Origin of the sequence: Arthrobacter sp. ISL-85 (genome assembly GCF_018613675.1) — a bacterium.
In the GTDB taxonomy this organism is placed as follows: Bacteria; Actinomycetota; Actinomycetes; order Actinomycetales; family Micrococcaceae; genus Arthrobacter.
Genome location: NZ_JAGGPQ010000009.1, coordinates 126,179 through 147,706, shown reverse-complemented (window position 1 = coordinate 147,706; position 21,528 = coordinate 126,179). Strand labels below are relative to the sequence as shown.

Annotated in this window: 19 protein-coding genes and 1 pseudogene; 10 read left to right on the top strand and 10 right to left on the bottom strand. The window is 63.2% G+C overall.

Translation table 11 applies throughout. The annotated features are described in order from the left end of the window. Positions 1 to 160: 160 nt before the first annotated feature. The 4 genes from J7I84_RS07750 to J7I84_RS07735 all read right to left on the bottom strand — a co-directional run bounded on the left by J7I84_RS07750 (position 161) and on the right by J7I84_RS07735 (position 5,489). The gene (locus J7I84_RS07750) at positions 161 to 1,993 is read right to left on the bottom strand and encodes a thiamine pyrophosphate-requiring protein (protein WP_214942895.1); all 1,833 of its coding nucleotides are present in this window, start codon (positions 1,991 to 1,993) and stop codon (positions 161 to 163) included. A gap of 389 nt (positions 1,994 to 2,382) precedes the next feature. Continuing rightward, on the bottom strand, positions 2,383 to 3,720 hold the full coding sequence (locus J7I84_RS07745; RefSeq protein WP_214942892.1) for an MFS transporter: 1,338 nt from the start codon (positions 3,718 to 3,720) through the stop codon (positions 2,383 to 2,385). Positions 3,721 to 3,996: 276 nt separating this feature from the next. Further along, entirely contained in the window at positions 3,997 to 5,103 is a 1,107-nt protein-coding gene (locus J7I84_RS21885) for an enolase C-terminal domain-like protein (protein WP_214942889.1), read from the bottom strand. Continuing rightward, the gene (locus tag J7I84_RS07735) at positions 5,100 to 5,489 is read right to left on the bottom strand and encodes a hypothetical protein (protein ID WP_214942886.1); all 390 of its coding nucleotides are present in this window, start codon (positions 5,487 to 5,489) and stop codon (positions 5,100 to 5,102) included. Before J7I84_RS07735 ends, J7I84_RS21885 begins: the two co-directional genes overlap by 4 nt. A 91-nt stretch (positions 5,490 to 5,580) precedes the next feature. On the opposite strand from J7I84_RS07735, the gene J7I84_RS07730 reads away from it, so the two are divergent. Next, positions 5,581 to 6,081 carry a MarR family winged helix-turn-helix transcriptional regulator gene (locus J7I84_RS07730; protein ID WP_251046271.1) on the top strand — a complete coding sequence of 167 codons (501 nt, stop codon included), beginning with the start codon at positions 5,581 to 5,583 and terminating at the stop codon, positions 6,079 to 6,081. Between the two features lie 123 nt (positions 6,082 to 6,204). Here the strand turns inward: J7I84_RS07730 and J7I84_RS07725 are convergent, their stop codons facing one another. The 4 genes from J7I84_RS07725 to J7I84_RS07710 all read right to left on the bottom strand — a co-directional run bounded on the left by J7I84_RS07725 (position 6,205) and on the right by J7I84_RS07710 (position 9,485). Next, positions 6,205 to 7,170 (bottom strand): aldose 1-epimerase family protein, encoded by a 966-nt coding sequence (locus J7I84_RS07725; protein ID WP_251046269.1) that lies wholly within the window; start codon positions 7,168 to 7,170, stop codon positions 6,205 to 6,207. Further along, positions 7,163 to 8,236 (bottom strand): glucose 1-dehydrogenase, encoded by a 1,074-nt coding sequence (locus J7I84_RS07720; protein ID WP_214942880.1) that lies wholly within the window; start codon positions 8,234 to 8,236, stop codon positions 7,163 to 7,165. The genes J7I84_RS07725 and J7I84_RS07720 overlap by 8 nt, the downstream gene beginning before the upstream one ends. A gap of 516 nt (positions 8,237 to 8,752) precedes the next feature. Next, positions 8,753 to 9,277: a phosphatase PAP2 family protein gene (locus J7I84_RS07715; RefSeq protein ID WP_251046267.1), complete on the bottom strand. Its 525-nt coding sequence runs from the start codon at positions 9,275 to 9,277 to the stop codon at positions 8,753 to 8,755. Beyond that, complete coding sequence (locus J7I84_RS07710) at positions 9,219 to 9,485, bottom strand: hypothetical protein (protein ID WP_214942874.1); 267 nt, start codon at positions 9,483 to 9,485, stop codon at positions 9,219 to 9,221. Before J7I84_RS07710 ends, J7I84_RS07715 begins: the two co-directional genes overlap by 59 nt. Before the next feature lie 530 nt (positions 9,486 to 10,015). On the opposite strand from J7I84_RS07710, the gene J7I84_RS21520 reads away from it, so the two are divergent. The 7 genes and pseudogenes from J7I84_RS21520 (at position 10,016) to J7I84_RS07680 (ending at position 17,938) form a co-directional block, all read left to right on the top strand. After that, positions 10,016 to 10,726 carry a DUF1440 domain-containing protein gene (locus J7I84_RS21520; protein WP_251046265.1) on the top strand — a complete coding sequence of 237 codons (711 nt, stop codon included), beginning with the start codon at positions 10,016 to 10,018 and terminating at the stop codon, positions 10,724 to 10,726. Positions 10,727 to 11,345: 619 nt separating this feature from the next. Beyond that, positions 11,346 to 11,969, top strand: coding sequence for a S1C family serine protease (locus tag J7I84_RS21515; RefSeq protein ID WP_251046263.1), 624 nt, complete (start codon positions 11,346 to 11,348; stop codon positions 11,967 to 11,969). Positions 11,970 to 11,989: 20 nt separating this feature from the next. After that, a complete protein-coding gene (locus J7I84_RS21510) occupies positions 11,990 to 12,412 on the top strand; it encodes a PDZ domain-containing protein (RefSeq protein WP_311381105.1) in 423 nt (140 codons plus the stop codon). A 145-nt stretch (positions 12,413 to 12,557) separates the two neighbouring features. Further along, a pseudogene (locus J7I84_RS07695) lies at positions 12,558 to 13,898 on the top strand (YihY/virulence factor BrkB family protein). A 340-nt stretch (positions 13,899 to 14,238) separates the two neighbouring features. Continuing rightward, positions 14,239 to 16,728 (top strand): molybdopterin oxidoreductase family protein, encoded by a 2,490-nt coding sequence (locus J7I84_RS07690; RefSeq protein ID WP_214942871.1) that lies wholly within the window; start codon positions 14,239 to 14,241, stop codon positions 16,726 to 16,728. Continuing rightward, on the top strand, positions 16,725 to 17,186 hold the full coding sequence (locus J7I84_RS07685) for a hypothetical protein (protein WP_214942868.1): 462 nt from the start codon (positions 16,725 to 16,727) through the stop codon (positions 17,184 to 17,186). The genes J7I84_RS07690 and J7I84_RS07685 overlap by 4 nt, the downstream gene beginning before the upstream one ends. Before the next feature lie 209 nt (positions 17,187 to 17,395). Next, entirely contained in the window at positions 17,396 to 17,938 is a 543-nt protein-coding gene (locus J7I84_RS07680; RefSeq protein ID WP_251046261.1) for an HPP family protein, read from the top strand. On the opposite strand, the gene J7I84_RS21505 is transcribed toward J7I84_RS07680, so the two are convergent. After that, complete coding sequence (locus J7I84_RS21505; protein ID WP_396020046.1) at positions 17,935 to 18,219, bottom strand: NAD-binding protein; 285 nt, start codon at positions 18,217 to 18,219, stop codon at positions 17,935 to 17,937. The two genes, J7I84_RS07680 and J7I84_RS21505, sit on opposite strands and share 4 nt — an antisense overlap. Before the next feature lie 17 nt (positions 18,220 to 18,236). Here J7I84_RS21505 and J7I84_RS07670 point away from each other — a divergent pair, with 17 nt between their 5' ends. Further along, positions 18,237 to 18,488 (top strand): glycoside hydrolase family 15 protein, encoded by a 252-nt coding sequence (locus J7I84_RS07670; RefSeq protein ID WP_214942988.1) that lies wholly within the window; start codon positions 18,237 to 18,239, stop codon positions 18,486 to 18,488. 103 nt (positions 18,489 to 18,591) lie between these two features. Here J7I84_RS07670 and J7I84_RS07665 read toward each other — a convergent pair whose 3' ends face one another. Beyond that, a complete protein-coding gene (locus J7I84_RS07665; RefSeq protein ID WP_214942971.1) occupies positions 18,592 to 19,134 on the bottom strand; it encodes a TetR/AcrR family transcriptional regulator in 543 nt (180 codons plus the stop codon). A gap of 101 nt (positions 19,135 to 19,235) precedes the next feature. On the opposite strand from J7I84_RS07665, the gene J7I84_RS07660 reads away from it, so the two are divergent. Then, entirely contained in the window at positions 19,236 to 20,453 is a 1,218-nt protein-coding gene (locus J7I84_RS07660) for an MFS transporter (RefSeq protein ID WP_214942865.1), read from the top strand. The last annotated feature ends 1,075 nt before the right edge of the window (positions 20,454 to 21,528 follow it).

Here is a 21,528-nt window from a genome sequence, read left to right as displayed (position 1 = left end):
CCGCAGGTCCAGCCACGGGTTAGTGAAGGAAAAGTAACGGCAGCAGACCTGCGGGGCCGGGGACATGCGCTGCAACGGTCACTGATGGCTGACTCGAGGAGGCATCCTCAAGCCAGTTTTCAGAGTCCAAGGACCCACCCTGGAAGGGCGTGGAGGACCATCATTCTTTCTCGTCGTTGTCCTGGCCGATATGAAGTTTTCCCTTAACACGTTCAATTCCTTCGGTAAGGAGGGCTTTGGCGGAGTCGCGTACGACGCCGACCCCGTCAGGGTCTTTCTTGAGCAGCGCTTCTGCAGTGTGCTTGGCGAACTCGATGGTGATGTGCGGGGGGAGGGGCGGTACGTTTTTGCTGGTGTAGGCATCGATGACGGTGACCCCCTGGTGCGCGAATGCCGCGTCCCAAGCGGCGGCGACCTCATCGTCGGTCTTGACCCGGATTCCGGTGAAGCCGAGCAATTCCGCCCATCCCGCGTAGTCAATCGACTGAACGTCCTGCGAGGTGGACCAAACGGGATTCGCGTCCTCGGTGCGCATCTCCCAGGACACTTGTGTGAGGTCGTTGTTGTGCAGAACCATGATGATCAGCTGCGGGTTCTCCCATTCCTGCAGGTATTTTTTGATCGTGATCAGTTCATTCATGCCGAGCATCTGGAAGGCGCCGTCGCCGATGGTGCAGATAACTGACCGGTCGGGGTAAGCGAACTTGGCTGCTGTGGCGTACGGCATCGCGGCGAGCATGCTGGCCAGCCGTCCGGAAAGATCACCGAGCATGCCGCGGCGGAGCCTGATGTGATGTCCGTACCAGTCTGCCGTTGAACCGGCGTCCGCGGTGACGATGGCCCGCGGGGGCAGGCGCTTGTTCAATTCGTAATAGACGCGCCGGGGGTTGACGCCGTCTTCGTAGGACAGCATCGCCTGCGCTTCCATCTCCCTTTCCCATTCCAGCATCTCCTCGGCGACCGTATTCTGCCAGGAGAGGTCGGTTTTCGAGTCCAGATGCGGGATCAGCGCGGTGAGGGTTGCTCTCACGTCTCCCCACAGGTTGAGTTCGGTGGGGTAGCGCAGCCCCATCTGCTCGGGTTTGAGATCGATTTGGATGGCCCGCGCCTGCCCACTCTTGGGCAGGAACTGGCTGTAGGGATAGTTGGTCCCGAGAAATACCAGAGTGTCGCAACCGCTCATTTGGTGCGCGCTGGGCAGGGAACCCAGAAGGCCGAGCTGCTGGGAATGGTGCGGCACGTCGGAGGGAATCACCTGTTTCGCGCGCAAGGCCGTAATCAGGCCCGCTCCGCAGAGTTCTGCGGCTTTAAGGACCTCATCCGTAGCCCCGTTCGCCCCATGGCCGACGATGAACGTGACTTTACTGCCCGCGTTGATGATTTCTGCTGCCTTCTCGATCTCACTTTGTGGGGGGACGATGGAGATGGACGGGGCGACGGCGCTGGAGCGTGATACCCAGTTCTGGGGCGTAAGCTCGGGCATCTTCATTCCCTGCACGTCGTGCGGAAAGATGATCACGGCCGGACCCAGACGGACTTTGGCGGTACGGAAAGCGGTGTCAACGACGGCCTGGGCCTGCTCGGGTGAGACGATCGTCTGGACATAGACGGCGACGTCCGCAAGGGTGCGTTCGAGGTTGCTCTCCTGCTGCGTGAAGGTGCCCAGCGCGTTGAGCCCCTGCTGGCCCACGATTGCCACGACCGGCTGGTTGTCCATCTGGGCATCATAGAGACCGTTGAGCATGTGGAAAGCACCCGGGCTGGAGGTCGCAACGCAGACTCCGACTTCACCGGTAAACTTGGCGTGCGCGGTGGCCATCAGCGAGCAGATCTCCTCATGAGTGGGGCGCACATACTTCAGGCCCACGTCAGCGCGTTGGGCCTTCTCCAGGGCACCATCGAATTCGCCGATGCCGTCGCCGGGAAAGGCGAAAATGCGGCTCACTCCCCAGTCCCTCACGCGTTGGACCACAAAGTCGCTGACAGTTGCCATGGTTCTTCCTCCTGGTATTGGTGTTGGCTGGACGGGAATCGTGACCAGTTGGGGCCTCGCTAAGGACCACCGGCGCGCACCGGGGCGCCGGTCAGCTGCCGCTCCGGACAGCGGCTGCTGCGAGGATAAAGCCGGTGAGGGCAGAAGCGGCGCACAGGATCCAGAGCACGCCTATCTGTCCGCTTTTCTGCCGAACGACACCAGCGGTGGAAGCCACACCGGCCCCAATCAGTGCCGCGACAGCGCTGACGACGGCAACTATCTAGCACAACCACTGGATGAAGGCTGTTGAACTTTGGTCCATGATTTTCCTTTTCTCACAGCAGACACGGCAGGGTTACGGGATTCTGTGTGCAGGCACCCTGGCAAACTGACTAGGTTGCAGTGGATCAGGTGACTTTTCCTGTATGCCTCCTCGGGGATTTCTGCTCGTGCACGTGCCCGGACGCCACCGGCCGGTCACCGCCGCGCCTCAGTGTCAGCATCACCAGGCCGGCAGCCAGCAAACATGCCGCCAGGAAGATGGACGTGGCAAGGAAGCTGCCGTGCGTCACGTCCTGCAGGTAACCACCCACGTAGGGTCCGACGAATCCGCCCAGGTTGCCAACTGCGTTGATCAGCCCCATGGCGGTACCGGCGACGGCCACCGGCATTGCACGGGACGCCGAGGCCCAGAAGGGGCCGTCGTAGGCCAGGGCTCCGGCGACTGCGACGCTGATGAGGGTGACCGCAAGGAACGGAAGGTTATCCCCGGTGGCCACTGAGATGACCAGGGCAACAGCACCGACGGCCATGGACAGCAGAACGTGCGTGGAGTAGCGGCCGGAACGGTCGGCTGCCTTGGCGTTGTACCAGAGGCCGAACATCGCCAACACGTACGGGATCGCGGTGACGAAGCCGACCTCTATGGAAGATCCGGAGGTGATCGTCTTGATCACGTGGGGCAGCCAGATGTTGATGCCGTAGAAGCCGATCTGGATGAGGAAGTACACCAGGGTCAGCCGCCACACCACTGCATTGGACAGGACATGGCGCAGGCCGAGCTTTTCCTGCTGGGGATGGGCCGCGGCATCGGCAGCAAGGCCCTTCTCAATGTACTCACGCTCCTGGACGGAGCACCACTTGGCCTCCCGGGGGTGGTCGGCGATCAGGGCCCACCACAGGGGCGCAGCGATGACGAACGGGAAGATGCCTTCGATAATGAACAGCGCCCGCCAGTCCGAGAAGGAAAGGATCCAGCCCGAGAGGGGCGCGGTGATGATGGAAGCGATCGCAATGTTCATCATCCAGAACGCGTATGCCCGGGCGCGTTCCGCCGCGGGGAACCAGTGGCTGATCAGGACAAGGATGGCAGGCCAGATCCCGGCTTCGGCGACGCCGAGGAAGAAGCGCACCACGAGCAGTTGGGTGAAGTCCTGGATGAATCCGGAGAGGACGGCCAGCACGCCCCAGATGAGTACCATGATGCCGACGAATTTCTTCGCACTCCAGTGCTCGGCAAGGTAGCCGCCGGGGATCTGCAGGACAAGGTAGCCGATGAAGAAGATGCCGGCCGCCAGTCCCTGTTGGGCCGCGTCGATGCCCAGGTCCTGATGGAGTCCGTTGAGGGCGAACCCGATATTGGTTCTGTCCATGAACGAGATGATGTAGACAATGATTGCGACCGGAATCAGCCGCTTCCACCGCGCATTGCCCACTGCCGGTGATGCCGTTACGTTCTGTGCCATCGGAAATGCTCCTTCACGATATGGCCGATCAGACCGCGCCCCAGTACGCCGATTGCTCTCCCGTGGACCCGTAGGGCCACTTTCCGCCGGGCCGGCGGAACGAGCAGGACATGTTTGGGGGCCATCAGCCCGGGGTGGAATCCAACAATCGTGGCCCTGCCGGCAGTTCTCCCAAACGAACCTCTCTCTTATTGAACAGCAACTGTTGCGTTATCGCAAGAGGCAAGGATGCGCCGCCGTGGGACACCGACCAGGTGTCCTCGGGTTCGCCTTGCGTCAGTGCACCCGGTAGGGGGCGGCGTCGGCGGTGCGGAACGCCAGCCCGTTGCCAGGGGCCTCGCTGGGTCGTATCCATCCGCCGTGGGGGTCAAGCGTTCCGTCGAAGAAGAGGTCCTCGATGCGGACGTGGTCGTGGAACCATTCCAGGTGCCGGAAGTTGGGGGTGGCGGCGGCGACGGCGGCGCTGAGGTGCGGGGCGCAGTGCCCCGACATTTCAAGGCCGTGGGCGGCCGCGACGGCGGAGATGCGCAGCCACTCGGTGATCCCGCCGCACCTGCTGACATCCGCCTGCAGGCAGTCAACGGCATCGGCCGCGCACATGCGCTGGAAGTAGGTCAATCCGGTTCCGTATTCACCGGCTGCCACGTCGGCATCGACGGCGGTACGGACCGACCGCAAGCCCGGAAGGTCGTCGCTGGAGACGGGTTCTTCGAACCAGGTTACGTGCTCACTTTCGGCGTCCCGCATCACGCGGATGGCCTGCTTGGCGGTGTAGCCACCGTTGGCGTCCACGAAAAGTTCCGTGCCGGGCCCGATGGCGGCACGAGCCTGGCGGATACGGTCCAGGTCCCGCGGGACGTTGGTGCCGTTGTCCTGGCCGATCTTGATTTTCACCCGGGGAATGTGTTGTTCCTGGGCCCAGCCTTGAAGTTGCCCGCGCATCTGGTCTTCGGTGTAGGTGGTGAACCCGCCACTGCCGTAGACGGCAACCTTGTCCCGGACAGCGCCGAGGAGTTTGTGCAACGGCAATTCCAGCAGCCGGGCCTTCAGGTCCCAGAGGGCACAGTCGACGGCGGAAACGGCGTAGGATGCCAGCCCGGTCCTCCCCGGGTTGCGCACAGCCCGGGCCATCGCCGCCGCCGCGGCGGGTACGTCTAAAACGTCCAGGTCCTGGACAGCTCGGGCCAGCAAATCTTCCACCAGTGCCGCCGTCGCTCCCGGGGCGTAGGTCCAGCCCAGACCTGTCTTTCCGCCCCCGTGCGCTTCGACCAGGACCATGGTGGTGGAGTCCCAGCTATAGGTGCCGTCAGCCTCGGGCCCGTCGGTGGGGACCGTGTAAACGGATGCCCGCACTGCGGTGATCCGGGTGGGGGCGGCGGTCACCGTTCGTCCTCCTTGTGTGGCAGGAATTCCTGGATCTTAGTGTTGATTCCTTCCCTTACCACGGCCCAGGCGCAGTCATCGCCGTTGGCCGCGGCGACTGCCGTCTTCCGGCCCTGCTCCAGGATGGAGTGCGGAGAACTGGGCGGGACGCCGGGGTTGATGCGGACATTCGAAACCGCTGGCCGGGCCGTCGGGAAGACCCCTTCCCAGGCGGGCCCGACGTCGTTACGGTCCCTCAGGTGGAGGCCCTGCAGTCCCAGGCTTTCCGCGAACCCGGCGTCATCGGCGCGGGGCGGGGCTTGGGACTCGGTGCGGTCATTCCTGGCGAACCAGTCGCTGCCGTCCACCGTCGCGGCCAGGGCGCGTTCTGCATGGTGTGTTCTCACGATTTTCCTTTGTTGGACTGGCTTCCGGGTACCGGCGCTGTGTAATCTTCAAATTTTGCGGGAAAGCAACTGTCGGAGGAAACTGGAGTGTATGGATACTGCTGGTGGATCTGAGTCAATCCCGGAACTGTCGGGTCGGGAAGTCGAAGCAGTGATGCAGGCTGCCGATACCCTTTTGGGCGTCGTGGCCCGCTCTGTTGCTGAGGTTGAGGACGTGGTGAACACCCCGCAGTTGCGGGTCTTGGTCCTCATCCACACCCAGGGGCCGCAGAACCTTGGCGCAGTAGCTGCTGAGCTGGGGGTGCACGCCTCCAACGCCACGCGCATTTGTGACCGGCTGGTTGCTGCTGACCTGTTGGAGCGGCGGGAGGACCCGGCCGACCGCCGGTACGTCCGGCTCGAGCTGACGCCAAAAGGAAAATCGCTGGTGGATTCTGTGCTGAACCACCGGCGGCAGGCGATTGCGGAGGTCATTTCGAGGATGCCTTCGGGCCGGCGTCCGGCGCTGGCGGCGGCGCTGGAGGCCTTCGCGGCTGCCGCCGGGGGCCACGGGACCTCTGACGGGCGCTTTACCTTGGGGGCCGGCACATGAAGTGACTGGATTTTGCTGCCGAAAGCCATATCACCATTGAACCCCGACACTTGCGTTTAAGCAACGGATTGGGATTAGCTTTTGGCGGCTTTTCTTGCTGGCCTGGATGCTGGCAAAAGTCCCTTAAAGCGGCGTGATCCCCCAACGGCCGGTGTGGGACTGCCCTGGCTCAAGGGTAATGAGCCCCTCGCCGGTGTTAAACGCGTCGGGTGCGCAGGTCATGGGCTCTACCCCCAGACCACTGCGGTGTTTGTCGGGCTGGGGGAGTGTGTCCCCGGTGAAGATTTCCAGGTAGGGGTAGGACGCGTCCACCCAGAGCTCGACCCCGCCGGATTGGTCGGGGCGCAGCAGTTTCACCCGGGCTCGCCCGTCAGCGTCGCGGATCAGGTCCGTATAGGCAACGTCGATGTGCCGACCGCCGAGTTGTTGGACTTCCCTCAGGTCGTAGTCGGTGCCCTCCACCCGCTCGTGTCCGGTGGGTATGCCGTGGTTGTCCACGGGCAGGAACGTGTGCCCCGGCACCTGGAGCAGCGCGGCATCGATGGCCCCGGGAGTAGTGACTCCCGTGCTGAGGTAGGGGTGTGCCCCCGTCCCGAAGGGGCACGGCGAGTCGCTTCGGTTCACCACCGTGGTGCGCACGGTCAGCCCTTCCGGGCCCAGCTGGTAGTCCAGCCGGCACTCGAGCACCCAGGGCCACCCCTGGGTGGCATGCAGGGTGTAGGTGAAGGAGATGGAGTCTTCAGTGTGCTCCACAGCCGGTGCCGCCCAGTTCCTCCAGCGGGTGAGCCCGTGGATGGCGCCGCCCTTGTCCGGCTCGCTCAGGTCAAGCTGCAGCCGCTGGCCCTCCCACTCGTAACTGCCGCCCCGGATGCGGTTGGGCCAGGGAATCAGGGACTGGCCCCGGGCGCCCGTGCACATCTCCTCGGGCCCGTAACCGTCCAGCAGGCGCCGGCCGTCCAGCAGGTAATCCCGCAGGGCGCCCCCGACTTCGGTCACCACGACTGTTTGTCGTTCAAAAGAGATTTCATACTGACGTCCCGAGGGGAGGCAATGGCCGGTCCCGCCGTCCCAGTGGGTCCTCTCACTCATGGCTGGAGCTTCCATCCGTCTCGCGGGTGACATCGAGGACGACTTTGACGTCGTCGGCTTGGTGTTCGAAGGCCTTGGAGAAGCCTTCCAGGGGAAGCCTGCGGCTGATGAGGCGGCGCAGCCAGTCGCGGTCTGCCTTGGCGAGGGCCTGTGCGCCGGCGTCGTAGTGGCGGCGGTTTGCGTTGACGCTGCCGAATACCACACCGTTCATGAGCACCTCCTCGCGGTTGAGTGCGCCTACGTCCACCTTTGTCTGTTTTCCGGTTCCGGAAACGCCGGTCAGGCAGGTGATGGCGTCCTGGGCCCGGCATTTGAGGGCGTCCAGGACCACGGGGGTGACGCCGGTGCATTCGACCAGGACGTTGGGCCTGATGCCTGACTCCGGCAGGGGTTCGCTGTGGTACGTGGCACCCAGATCATGGACAAGCTGCGGCTTGGGCCCGTCCGTGACGATGTCGAAGACGTGCACGTCCAGGCCTTGCTGGACTCCCAGCAGCGCCGCAAGCAGGCCAACGGGGCCGGCGCCGGTCACGACGGCGGTGTGGGGGTCGAAAAATGCCCGCTGCCCGATCCGGTTGATCTGCTCCCAGGCCTTGGCCACGATCGTGGTGGGCTCCAGCAGGACTCCCACATCCTCCAGGCCGGGGTCCAGTTTTACCATCGCGTGGGCGTCCGCCCGCCAGCGTTCTCTGGCGAAGCCGTCGAGGCCCTTGATCCCGTGCTCGGTGTAGTTCCCGTTGAGGCACATGTCCCACTCACCGGCGCGGCAGGCTTTGCACGGCTCAGGATCCGGCCTGCGGACGATGCCCACCACCAGGTCGCCCTTGGCCAAGCCGGAAGCCGGCGGCGCGTCCAACACCCGGCCCAGGTTCTCGTGCCCCAGCACCAGGTAATCCTGGCCCGGCGGCGCTTCCCCGTATTCTGCCGCGATGATTTCGCTGTCAGTCCCACAGAGCCCAACGGCCAGAGCCTCCACCAGCACCTGGCCCTCGCTGGGAGACGGCTCCGGAACATCACGCAGTTTGAGTGAATTCTTTTCCCCGGGCGTAACTGTCAGTGCACGCATCACGTCTCCCTATTTGTCACGGCTACCTTGGGTCAGTGTCCCGCGTTATTTGCGTAAACGCAACGGTGCTTTGCGGGAGAGAGCGACTATTTCAGTTGAAGGGTCTGCTGCGCGTCATCCTCCAGGGCCCCGGACAGGATGAGGGGCTCGTACGCACCGGGGTCCAGCGGGCCCGTAGAGGCAGGTATAGGGTCGAGGGGTTTGGCGTCACCGACGGTCGCCTACAAATGCAATCTCATTACTGCCACCGCGGAACTTCCCCGTGGCTCACCCGCTTTGACTGTCGCCGCCGCTGTTGGACCCGCATTCCACGGTGCTGTCCCTGCACTGCGTTATCTGTTGATCAGCCGCGCGGCCAGGTCCCGTCTATCCGCGGGCCGCATAACTTAACGCCTCCGAGCCTTCGAGGGTGCAGGCACCTTCCCAGGGAAGCACGGCGCGAAGTCCCTCCATCTGATTGCAGCCGTCTCCGAGTCGGGCCCCTACCGGTCTGAGGGGGTGGCTTTTCCACGGACTTCACATTTCGGCTGCCGCCTCGCCCCGGCTGATATCCACCACGATCACGACGGCGAGGAGAACGATTGACAGGGAAGCGGAGGTCCCCGTGTCAGTAAACCAGTGGTAGCCCACGTAGATACGGCTCGCCGCTTCCACTGTCAGACCAACGGCAGCAGCACCTATAGCAGCGATCAGGTCAATGTTGTGGGAGGAATGTGGAAAGACCAGATAAGCGTCGATAAACAGGAAGTTTGAGCCACCAACGACGTGGCCGGAGGGAAGGAAGAAGTCGCATCGGCACCAAGCATCATGATTGCGACCGGGGGGACGGGACCGTCCGACCAAATGGGCGATGACCTCCGTGAGGATTACCCCGGTAATCCTCGCCGCGGTCAAAAGTATCGGGCGCCCAAGGCGACGGGTCACCCGGCCTACGCAACGACAGCCACCAGGGTGATCACGGGAAGCGCCAGGGGGCCGAAAACTACAGCGAACCCGGCCAGGGCAAGCGTGCCTGGACCCGTCCGGTGATCGACAAACCATTCAGCCAATGTCCGTCAACAGCTGCAAGCCCGCCGCCTTGCAGCACTTCCCCAAGGGTCAGCACAAATGACGACGTGCCGGCCAGGACCAGGCTCAGGGACACGGCAAGAAGAACCAGGAACCGCGGGAAGACCTTGTATCCTCCGTCCAAGCGGAAGCGCTTCTGTCCGCTCCGTCTGGAAGCCCGGAGCACGCCGAAAGTCCTCACCGCTGGTCCTTTCCGCCATGACTGGGACGGTGCCTGCAGCCGCAGCGAAGGCTACCCGAGTCCGGCCGCGATGAGGCCGTGATGCCGGGAGGCAATCAGCAGGTAGCTGCCTGCTGCGACCCTGCTCTCAAAGATTCCATGGGCTCCCGAAGTTGCGGGGGGAGGTCGGCGGCTTCTGCCTCTGCGGCGCCCCGGCAAGTCCTGCCTCACCCCTGACCCGAGGGCAACAGCGTCGCCGGGACAACCATGCGTGCTATTCCCATCGGCTCTCTCCCTGGTTTTCAGTCGAAGTGATGGAGGGCGTACCGCAACAGTTTTCGGATCGCAATGACGGATTCCCCGTTTCGATAAGAGCAGTTTTTCGGTGGAAGCTGTGGTGCGAGGGGGAATGTGCCTCAGATGGGCTGGCTCTGCCTGCTGCCGGCAAGGGCTGGACTGGAATCACAAGGAGGCGGGCGGGAAAGCAGGGCGCCGAGGTGGACCAACCGTCAGCACTTGCGCTTACACAAATATTCCGGTTCCATGAAGGGATGAATACCGGCCGCGATGTATCCAAACCCGTGACGCTGGCAGGTGGTGTGGCGGGCCTGGCCGCCACCGGAGCGATGAGTGCGCTGCTCGTTGCCGCCGACGTCGCCGGTGTGATGGACTACGAGCCTCCCCGGAAGATCATCGATAAGTTCTTCCCCAGCCTTCCGTTGCCGCTGAGGAATACTGCCGCAGTCTTCGCCCATTTTGGGTACGGGGTCGCCGGTGGCTGTCTTTACGCCGTCACCCGCAAGAAGCAGTCCTCCGCGGGCCCTGGCCTGGCGTACGGCGCTCTCGTTTGGGCGGTGGGGTATGAGGGCTGGCTGCCGGCCATGGGAATACTTCCCCCTGCGCACCGGGACAAGACCGGCAGGGCAGTGACGATGCTTGCCGCCCATTTGCTCTACGGGGCCGCCCTGGGCAAAGCCCTTGGAAGGCAGGAACGGGACGATAGTGTGTCTGCTGCGCCTGTTGGCGGCTCCGGTTCCCTCAGCAACGAGGGCATCATGAATCTTCCCCCCACACTGCCGGATTCCTACGTCCGCTACCTTGCCGACAAGGATCCTCTCTTCACCGCGGCGGTACTGCCGGTGCTGGAGCAATCGGCCGCAACGCAGGAGCACGGCGTCCACGTGCGTTTCCTCCCTGGAGGGGTTCAGGCACTCGTGGATCAGGCCGTTCCCTATCCGCAGGTCACCGAAGGCGTTGACTAGGACCCTCCATACCAAACCTCGGAGGCTCGACGCATCGCCCGGCAGCAGCACCGATGCGTGCTCGTGGTGTTTGGGCCGCTCTGGTGCGCCCTGCCGCCGCATCGATAGCGGCGGTGAGGCGAATTGGTGTCCGGGTATCGCGGGACCGCGGCATTCATGAGGTGGGCCTATTGGGTGCCGGCTGTCAGCAGCCGGCAGCCGGCACCGGGGAGGTGTGTCCGTTCGGGCCAGTGACGGATTCCAGTGCGATCGGGGTACAACGGGCGCGACATCCTCGGTGCCGATCAGGCTTGCGATGCTCGAGAGGTCGTAGGGCTTGTTAATGTGGCCGTTGTTGATCGCTGCGGCCGCGGCCATTTTCTGGATGTTGCAGAAGTCCAGCCGCGCCGCTGACTGAACGTGATGGTGGCCGGAGCCCGCACCCGTTGCGATAGCGCAATTACTGCGGTTCAATGAAGTCATAACTGCCGCACCCCTCGCGGGCATGTCCCGCATCGGACCGGGAGGGCTGGATCATCTCAGGCCGGAAAGGACGATTCTCACGACCGCGTGGTGCGGGTCGGAACCAGTTTCACGCAAAGAGCGCTTACTTGGTCGGACTCTCAAGAGGGAAATACCCATGAAAAACTTCAAGATCTACCCGACGGCTGCAATGGCGGCAGCAGCACTCACCCTGACCGGCTGCACCGGCAGTCCAGCGCCGGGGCCCAGTTCCTCTGCGGCGTCACCGGCGGTTTCTGTTCCAGCGGCTACCCCGCCCACCGGTGGGGGCCTGCCTGCGGTGCCGGGCGTGGTCAAGGAAGTCGAACCGTCTGTCGTCACGATCCGGACACCTGTCGGCCTCGGCAGCGGCGTCATCTACCACAGCGACGGGTCTATCGTCACCGACGCCCATGTCGTTGAAAACGAGCAAAAACAGCCCTTCAAAAACGTTCAGGTCCAGTTTGGTGACGGCTCGCAGTCCCAGGGCACCGTCCTCGGCGTAGACGACGTGACAGACGTTGCCGTCCTCAAGGTTGATCGTACCGTCCTGCCGGCCGCAAAATTCACTTCCTCGGATCCAGAGGTAGGTTCGATGACTGTCGTGATCGGAAGCCCATTGGGGTTGGAGGAAACAGTCACCGCAGGAATCGTATCCAGCCTCCACCGGAACATGCCCCCCTCCAAGGAATCACCTCATGGTGCCATTGACTTGCTGCAAACCGATGCCCCCATTTCTCCCGTAACTCCGGCGGTGCCGTAGCAGACTCGAGCGGGCAAGTCATCGGACTTTCCGAGGCGTACCTGCCTCCCAGCTCCGGAGCAGTTGCCATCGGATTTGTTACTCCATCATCTACGGTTACCAACGTCGCCGACCAGCTCCTGGCCAGCGGATCGGTCAAACATGCCGCCCTTGGCGTAGTCCCCACCGACATCACACCGCAACTCGCCCAACGGTTCTCACTACCCGCCACAACCGGGGCGCTGATCGTCAGCGTTTCTCCAGGCAGCCCAGCAGAACAAGCCGGAATCAAGGCAGGTGACATCATCACCAAATTCGTCCAAACCCAAGTCGGAAACGTCACGGACCTGCTTGTGGCCCTCAGAAAACAGGACCCTGGCCAACAGGTCGATGTCGTGGTGCAGCGCGGTGCAACCTCGCAGAACCTGCACGTCACCCTCGGAGACCTGGCCACGGGACCCTAAGCTGCCCGCTGCCCTGAGCAGCACATGCGATGATCAATCTGCTTGAAGGCGGCGAAGGCTCACTGAACCGTGGAAAGGACCGGTCCCACGTCGGAAAGTGAAGCCCCAGCCAGCCGGGCCAAACCGTCCACAGCGCTTGCCCCGGATGATGAAAGCAAACCAGAGAGTCCCTCTTAGCTGTCCAAGCCCTCCTGGAAGTACATCGCAAAGATGGCCTTTCGCGAGTTCAGCAGGGACTAGTGCCCCCGATCTCGCGGCCGGTCTGACCTATTACGCTGTCCTGTCACTGTTCCCGGCACTGCTGGTACTGGTCTCGCTTCTGGGCGTCTTCGGGCAGCCGGGAATAACCACCGAGGCACTGCTGGAAATTGTGCAGCGCATGGCACCCGGTAGCGTCATGGACGTGGTTCGTGGGCCTATTCATGATCTGACATCATCCCCGGCCGCCGGTTTGACCCTGGTGATCGGTTTGGCGACAGCGCTGTGGTCCGCTTCCGGCTACGTAACCGGCTTTAGCCGGGCCATGAACCGTATCTACGAAATCGAGGAAGGATGCGGCTTCATCAGGCTCCGCGGAACGATGCTTGCCGTAACGCTGGTCTTTGTGGTGATTGCCGCGCTGCTCGCAGCGATGCTCGTGCTCAGCAGCCTGATCGCCGAATCGGTGGGCGGTGTCCTGGGGCTTGGCGGCGTGTTTCTTACCGTTTGGAACATTGCCAAGTGGCCGATCATCATTTACTGGTCATCGCTGTCATCGCCATCCTCTACTTCGACACCCCAAACGTTCAGCAACGTAAGTTCCGCTGGTTGAGTGCCGGGTCCTTCACCGCACTTTTGGTCTTCATCCTGGCCTCACTCGTTCGCCTTTTACGTGGCCAACTTCGGCAACTACAACAAAACCTACGGGGCCATTGGCGTGGTGATCGTCATGCTCCTGTGGCTGTGGATCCTGAACATCTCCCTTCTGTTCGGCGCGGAGTTCGACGGCGAAATGGAACGCGGTCGCGAACTCCAAGCCGGAATCAAGGCAGAGGTGTCCATTCAACTCCCGCCCCGCGATGCTAAGAAGAGCGAGAAACTTCACGAGAAGGAAGAAGGAGAAATCCGCCAGGGACGTGAACTCCGGGAACACTGCGAACGGGATAATCCGCAGACGTGGCCCACCACTAGAGAGACGACAGAAGGAAGAAGTACCTACGTTGCAGCCGAGTACGACGAAGCGAGTTCGGGCGTCAAGCAGGAGGCGGGAATCCTGGCCCCGTCGACCGCTCTCCCGGCAAGGCCACGGGAGTATCACTGCTGGAAGGGGCCGCCAAAGAACTTCAAGGGGCGTTTCGTTGCCGCATCGGCTTTCCTGGCACCCGCTGCCCCCGGGTCCGCACCAGCGCCGCGCCGTGGTCACCTCCTGTGTCCACACCGGCACCGACCAGCATCCCGCAAGACCCCGGCCCGGTGTAGAAGCCGGCCATCGAACAGATGCCCGTGAGGACCTCAACGACTGGGAAAAACCTGGCACCGGCGACGCCATTGCCTGCTATGGCGGGCATCCCCCGCAACACTAACAGCCACAATGTTATTTGTGGTCCCGATGTGTGCGACCCTGCAGACGCGAAGGTATGGGCGCCGTGGCCGAGGCGGGACTGTTGCCAAGGGCAAGTACCGGGGCTAGCGTTTCGCACAGGGCCTCTGACGAGGATTGAGGTTGGTCATGCGGCGGGTCGAGGTAACCCGGTTTAAACCTGTGAGGCGCCGCTTCGCCGTCCTTGCGTCCACCTTGGGTGGGGTAGTTGTGCGGCTATGAGCACCTGGAAGGGAAGGGATTGGTCATGGTTGATCGTATTGCCGATATTTGGGGGACCCGCACCCCGTACGCGCGTGATGAGCGGTGGCCGGTCCGGGTGGATCAGGTGCTGGCCGAGGGTGTCCGGGAGTCCGAGGTGGAGCGGTGGGTGCAGTCCGCGTGCGTGTTGTGCAGTAACGGCTGCGGTATTGATATCGCCGTGAAGGACGGGTCGATGGTCGGGGTCCGTGGCAGGTCTATGGACATCGTCAATCATGGTCGGTTGGGGCCGAAGGGCTTGTTCGCGAGTTGGCAGGGGGTGAACAACAAGGACCGCCTCACGAAACCCCTGGTGCGGGAGAACGGGGTGCTGGTCGAGTCGGACTGGGAAACCGCGATGGAACGTATCGTTTCCCGGAGCAGGGCCCTGCTGGATGAGAAGGGTCCTCTTTCGCATGGTTTTTACACCAGTGGGCAGTTGTTCCTGGAGGAGTATTACGCCCAGGCGATCGTGGGTAAAGCCGGGATCGGGACCCCGCATATGGACGGGAACACCAGGCTGTGTACGGCGACCGCGGCCGCGGCGATGAAGGAGTCCTTTGGCTCCGATGGCCAGCCGGGCAGCTACGTGGACATTGATGAGTGCGATGCGATGTTCCTGTTCGGGCACAACATGGCTGAAACCCAGACCGTCTTGTGGGCGCGGGTCCTGGACCGGATCGCCGGTCCGGACAAGCCCAGGCTCGTCTGTGTGGACCCGCGCGACACCGAGGTCGCCCGCCATGCGGAAGTGCATTTGCCGGTCCGGCCCGGAACAAATCTGGCCTTGATGCACGGGCTGGTGCGGGAGCTGTTCGTGAACGGCTGGATCGACCAGGACTACATCGACCGGCACACCATGAACGTCGATGAGCTGAGGACCACGGTGGAGCAGTGGACTCCTGAGGCGGTGGCGGAAACGTGCGGCGTGGAAGCGGATGATGTGCGGCGCGCCGCGGAGATCTTCGGGACCTCGGAGCGGGTGCTGTCCACGGTCCTGCAGGGCTTTTACCAGTCCTCCCAGGCCACGGCGTCGTCCTGTGGGGTGAACAACCTGCACCTGCTCAGAGGACTCCTGGGTAAAGCCGGTTGTGGGATCCTGCAGATGAACGGCCAGCCGACGGCGCAGAACAATCGCGAGTGCGGGGCCGACGGGGACTTGTCCGGGTTCCGGAACTGGGAGAACCCGGAGCACGTCCAGGAACTGGCGGACCTGTGGAACGTGGATGCCTCGGTCATCCCGCACTGGGCCCCGCCGACCCACGCGATGCAGATCTTCCGGTACGTCGAGCAGGGCTCCATCGAGTTCCTGTGGATCTCGGCGACGAACCCGGCCGTGTCCATGCCCCAGCTGCCCCGGATCCGCGACATCCTCAGCGCCGAGGGCTTGTTCCTGGTCCTGCAGGACCTGTACCTGACGGAAACCGCGCAGTACGCGGACGTGGTCCTGCCCGCGGCGGCGTGGGGTGAGAAAACCGGGACATTCACCAACGTGAACCGTACCGTGCACCTGTCCGAGAAGGCGGTCGAACCCCCGGGGGAGGCCCGGAGCGACCTTGATACGTTCCTGGATTACTCCATGCGTATGGGCTTCAAGCAGCTCGACGGATCGCCCCTGCTGGGCTGGGCCACGTCCGAGGATGCGTTCAATGCGTGGAAGGAATGCACCCGGGGGCGTCCCTGTGATTACACGGGCCTCACGTATGAGAAGCTGCGCGGTGGCAGCGGTGTGCCGTGGCCGTGCAACGAGGACCACCCCGAAGGCACGGTCCGCCTCTACCGGGACGGAGTGTTTCCCACCGACCCCGAGTACTGCGAAAGTTATGGGCACGATCTGCTGACCGGGGCGAGCGTCGGTCCGGAAGCGTACAAGGCCATGGACCCGGCGGGGCGGGCGATCTTCAAGACCGCCCCGTACCACCCTGCACATGAAACCCCGGATCAGGACTACCCCTTCCGGTACACGACCGGGCGGACGGTGTACCACTTCCATACCCGCACCAAGACGGGCAGGTCCCCTCAGCTCAACGGCGCGGCACCCGACGTGTGGGTGGAGATGTCCGTCAACGACGCCGAGTCATACGGGCTGGTGGAAGGAGACGTCGTGCGGGTGGAATCTCGGCGGGGGCACATCATCGCGCCCGTGAGGGTTAGCGGGATCCGGGACGGCAGTATTTTCGCTCCGTTCCATTACGGGTACTGGGACGAAGGCGTGGCACCAAGCGCTGGGCACCGCGCGGCGAACGAACTCACCATCACCGAGTGGGACCCTGTCTCCAAACAGCCCGTGCTGAAGAATGCAGCTGTCCGGGTGGAGAAAGTCGCTGACGGTGCGGGAGCATCCTCGGCGCCCACGACCACGGCCTCACGCCCGGCCGGAAGGGGAGGGGGACGCAAACCGGCACTGCCCACGGCCGGAGGGCCGGCAGCGCAAGCCCAGGAAACCATCGCCCCGGTCCCGCCGCCGGCGGTAGCCACGAAGGAGGAACACTCATGAAGCTTCCCGTCTACCTGGGGCTGCTGCACAAGTCCGAAGGTACCCTCGCCGAATCCTTCCGCCAGGTCTCAGAAGGACACGGACACGAACCCGACGTCCACTTCCTCTGCCAGGCCCTCGCGGCGCAATGCGAGGAACACCAAAAAGCCCTCCAGCCCATCATCGACCGGTACGGGGAAGTCGAGGACGACGATGAACCCGAAAGGCTCCACGCAGACGGCCTCCAGGACACCCGGTCAGGGCCTGTCGGGCTCCTGCGGGACCTGCAGGACCTCTACCTCCTCGCAAGCCTGGTGGACATCACCTGGACCATGGTCAAACAAGCAGCACAGGGACTCAGGGACAAAGAACTCCTCGACGTCGTCACCGGCTGCGATGGGCAGACCAGCACCCAGCTCAAATGGCTGCAAACCCGGATGAAACAAGCAGCCCCGCAAGCCCTCATCGCCGCAGGGTGAATCTTGTGATCCACCCTTGCTTGCTACAAGCCTGCCCGGCAGTCTCCCGTGTAGGGTCTGCCTGCCTGCCGGTGGTGAAGCTCGACTAGCGCCATGAGTAGCCGCTATACCTGGCGTGCAGTTGGAAGTGGGTTTCTGGAGTCGCAGCGCGCCCGCTCATTTGCATGCTCTCACACCCAGCAGGGCTTAAAGGATCGGTAGGCAATCTGTTGAAGCAATCGCTCCACGCCCGCCTCACAGAATCGGGCAGCCGTCCAGGCACTGCCCTGTATGCAGCGGTCCTGTCGCTGGTTGTTCTCGCAGCCAGCGGGGCCATCGGCCTGGCTCTCCACGCCCCGTGGCTGTTCCCCAGTCTGGGTCCGACGGTGATGCTGTTCTTCGAATCGCCCCAGGAACAATCATCCCGACCCTCAAACGCCCTGATCGGGCACGGAGCCGGGCTCTTGGCCGGTATCGCATGCCTCTACGGCTTCGGACTGCAGGATGTTCCCTCCGCTCCTTCCGGAGGCCTGACCCCCGCACACCTCATGGCAGGGGCACTCTCGGTCGCTCTGACCACTCTCGTGCTGACCTGGGCTCGCAGACCCCACCCGCCTGCCGGAGCAACAACCCTTATCGTCAGCCTCGGAATACTATCCAGCCCAGCACAGCTGCTCTCCATGGCCGGAGCCATCATCTTCATTACGGTCCTGGGATGGGGGCTCAACGCGCTCCTGGGGACCAAACCCGCCCCCGCCCACGGGCAGGACTAGCTGAACGCCTGCGTTGCTGCCGGTGCATGGCGGTAATGCAGCCCTATTGAATCATCTGACCCAGATCCCCTGCCTAACTGCCGGCAAAGGCGGCCCCGCACGAGCTCCAACACACTGCCGTTCTGCGCACGCGTGGGACGCACAGCATTGGACGCCAGCTGCACCTTCACGCCAGCCTCTTCGAGATAGAGCCGAGTCAGTTCCCCGACCCGGGGTTCCTCGCGCTCCATCAGACCGGTTCCCCGGTGCACCAGGGTGACCTCGACGCCGAAGCGGGCCAGGAACGTCGCGGGTTTCGATGCCCACCACGCTTCCCCCGATGACCACGGCGCGCTGGGTACAGACCCGGGCGCAGCTCGCCGAATCTATCCACGTGAACGGCTGGAACGCCAGAGCCAACGCCTACACGCAGGCCTACGGATGCGAGGACCTGGACTCGTCGGCGCTGATGCTCTCCATCGTGTGGTTCGTGCCGGCAGATGATCCCGGGATGCTCGCAACGATTGGGGCCCTCAACGAAGGCCTCACCGACAGCCGCGGCTTGTTGTAGCGGTACAAGGGCGACGACGGGGAGTGTGCCGATCGAGGCGAGGAATCCGCCGAGCATCGCCGTCTTTGATGAGAGTGCCCCGGATAATGGGGGCCCTCCTGATTCACCTGAACAGCCGACCAGTCAGGTGCTTGATGAAGTTTGGTGGCAGGTTTCCGGCTTCGAACAGGATTCGGTAGACAATCGGGGCGAGCAGCATGTCGAGGACTTCATCGAGGTCGGGTGTGGTTTGCCCTCGGCGCCGGCCGCGTTCGAGGATGGTTTCCACCCGTGCCCGCGCGTATTCCCCACCTTGGAGGGCGCTGTTGTGGTCCGGCCGGCCGGAAATCATGTCCCGCAGAAATTCCCGGCCCGTGGGCGAGCCCGCCTCTTCCAAGTATTCCTCGGCCCAAGCCATCAAGTCCCCCCGGACCGAGCCGGTGTCCGGGGGCCCTTGGGGGCGGAGCCGGGCCACGGCCACGTCGGCAAATAGTTGGTTCAGGTCACCCCAGCGCCGGTAGATGGTTGACGGCGCGACCCCGGCAAGTTCAGCTATGCGCGGCACGGTGATACTGGTCCGTTCCTCCCGGGCCAGAAGAGTGCGGACAGCGGTGTGGACAGCATGCTGGACCCGCGCGGCACGGCCATGGGGTCGAGGGTCGGGCATATACACCACTTCAGCTTATCGCGAATCTTTTGCGTTCGTGGGGCGTAGCCAGTAGCGTGGAAACGCGAAATCTTCGCTTTCCCTTTCCCGAAAGGTTCCTTGTGCAGGTTGCACCAGAAGTAAGCAAATACCGGATGCGGCTTCGTCCTGCCGCGGCTTTTTGGCTGCAGTCTTCGGTATTGGTGGTGCTCATGGCCGCCTCGAGTGCCCCCAGCCCGCTGTATCCGCTGTACCAGAACCAGTGGGGCTTTCCTCCAGTGGTCTTGACCATGATTTTTGCCGCGTACGTGCTGGCATTGCTGGCGTCATTGTTAACGGTGGGCTCACTCTCAGACCATCTTGGTCGGCGTCCCGTCCTGCTGGCTTGCCTCGGTTTGGAAATCGTTTCGATGGTGGTGTTCATCTCCGCCGGCAGTGAAGTGCCCCTGATAATGGCACGCCTTATCCAGGGCCTCGCCACCGGCGGTGCCATCGGCGCTCTGGGTGCATACCTTATCGAGCTCGAAGCACCCGTGCGGGCCGGACTTGGAACAGTGTTCAACGGGGCCGGCCCCGCAGTGGGTTTGGCTGCCGGCGCGGTAGCGTCCAGCCTTGTCGTTGCTGCCGCTCCGGCAGCAATCAGCAGCATCTACGTGGCTTTGCTTGTCTTGCTCGTGCTGCAGGTCATCGGCACTGTCCTCAGTCCCGAGACGATCACCCGCACACCCGGGGCCGCTGCCTCCTTACGCCCGCGCGTTCACTTCCCCGCGGCCGTCCGATCCACCGCGGTGTGGGTTCTGCCGGCCGCGGTAGCGACCTGGTCCCTGGGCGGTTTGATCCTCTCGCTCGGCCCAAGCATTATCAGGGCGATGGCCGGGCCCGACACCGCGGTCCTGACCGGCCTCATCGTCGCAGCGCTCACCGGTACCGGTGGTATCGCCACACTCGTACTCGGATCCGTCCCGGCGCCCAAGGTCCTCCGGATCGGCATGATCGCGCTGATAGCGGGCATGGCCGCAACCATAGCGGCCCTCACCACCGGTTCGGTGGGCCTGTACTTCGCCGCGACAATTATTGCAGGCGTCGGTTTCGGTGCCGGTTTCCTCGGCGTGCTCCGCACCCTCCTGCCGCAAGCTGCCCCGCACGAACGCGCTGGACTGCTCTCAGCGGTCTACGTCGTGAGTTACCTTGCCAACAGCGTCCCGGCCATCGCAGCCGGCGCCCTCATCAGCAGCCTCGGGCTCACCCCCACCGCAACCGGATACGCCGGGATGGTCCTCCTGCTGTCCGCATTCGTCCTCACCGGGCAGATAACACGCACACAATCAGACCAGAAATAGCCACCGCTCTCCGCCCAGACCGTCGTGACAGCGTGGGCCCCCAGACGCTAAGTCACCAAAGGCGGCAGCGAGACAACCACGGTCAAATCCCAGACCTGTAGCCCGCACAAACAGAAGGGACATTCAAGGTCTTCGACAAGTACCTGCGCCCTCCAGGCTCTTCGCAGGGCGCGAAATCAAGAGCCGATAATGATAATTCCGTCAATTAGCCGGAGGCATGTCCTGGGCATCCGGCACGCGAGTTCAGGGCGAGCCGGTCTGCTGTTGAGGCTGGCAACCAAGTCATCGTTATTGCTCAGGCCCAGGTCTTCAGGCCCTCAGCACCTGCGACGGTAGCTGCCGCCTTCGTCCGCTGGCCTCAGAATAGTGTGAAAATTCCGTTTCGCTGACAGCGGCTCACGATGTTCTCGGATCCCATCCTGACAGTTGAAAGGGAAGGGGATGGGCTCGGTGAAGCTCTCAGATGCTCGGATTAGTCCAATAAAACTGACTTTGATGAGGTCCGGCTGAGGCAGCGGGCAGACTAAGCCACATGATTGCGCCGGCGGCCGTCAGAGAACAAGTGAAAGCTCCGCCCATCAGGCTACGTCCTCCCTTGTCAGACGGTTTTGACGTCAGGTTGGGGTGTACTTACACGGCGGCGCGTCCTTCCTACCTCTTTGTTTTGGACGGCCGCACGATGAGTTCTGGCTGGAAGAGACTGTGGCGCCTGAGTTCCTCTCCCAGATGGCCGGTCCCGGCCGGCGCCAGTTGTTCATGTAGTCAAACAGGAGCTCGAGGGACTTCGTCGGAAACTCGCATCGACGTTAACGGATTGTGCGAACTCGATGTCGTCATACAGCGGCGCGGCGCAGGATGCGTGGTGCGGAACGACTGGCCAATTCCCTGGGTTGGCCGCCCATGGGTATAGTGGACCAATTCGTCCATTCTTGCAGGATACTGCTCCTTATTCACCTATTCATAGGACGATCCGGCGCGTTTGGTCTATGTATACCTATTCGTGGTTCACGAATGCCCGGCTTACCCACAAGTTGGAGTGAGCCCCGATGAGCACTGAACAACTTTCGCGGGAGGT

Coding starts and splice junctions, on each gene's coding strand:
- J7I84_RS07715 (WP_251046267.1), bottom strand. CDS start 9,277: ATGGTTTGTCGATCACCGGACGGGTCCAGGCACGCTTGCCCTGGCCGG.
- J7I84_RS07665 (WP_214942971.1), bottom strand. CDS start 19,134: ATGCCCGACCCTCGACCCCATGGCCGTGCCGCGCGGGTCCAGCATGCT.
- J7I84_RS07670 (WP_214942988.1), top strand. CDS start 18,237: ATGCCCACCACGCTTCCCCCGATGACCACGGCGCGCTGGGTACAGACC.
- J7I84_RS07690 (WP_214942871.1), top strand. CDS start 14,239: ATGGTTGATCGTATTGCCGATATTTGGGGGACCCGCACCCCGTACGCG.
- J7I84_RS07745 (WP_214942892.1), bottom strand. CDS start 3,720: ATGGCACAGAACGTAACGGCATCACCGGCAGTGGGCAATGCGCGGTGG.
- J7I84_RS21520 (WP_251046265.1), top strand. CDS start 10,016: ATGAATACCGGCCGCGATGTATCCAAACCCGTGACGCTGGCAGGTGGT.
- J7I84_RS21515 (WP_251046263.1), top strand. CDS start 11,346: ATGAAAAACTTCAAGATCTACCCGACGGCTGCAATGGCGGCAGCAGCA.
- J7I84_RS07725 (WP_251046269.1), bottom strand. CDS start 7,170: ATGAGTGAGAGGACCCACTGGGACGGCGGGACCGGCCATTGCCTCCCC.
- J7I84_RS07730 (WP_251046271.1), top strand. CDS start 5,581: ATGGATACTGCTGGTGGATCTGAGTCAATCCCGGAACTGTCGGGTCGG.
- J7I84_RS07750 (WP_214942895.1), bottom strand. CDS start 1,993: ATGGCAACTGTCAGCGACTTTGTGGTCCAACGCGTGAGGGACTGGGGA.
- J7I84_RS07685 (WP_214942868.1), top strand. CDS start 16,725: ATGAAGCTTCCCGTCTACCTGGGGCTGCTGCACAAGTCCGAAGGTACC.
- J7I84_RS07720 (WP_214942880.1), bottom strand. CDS start 8,236: ATGCGTGCACTGACAGTTACGCCCGGGGAAAAGAATTCACTCAAACTG.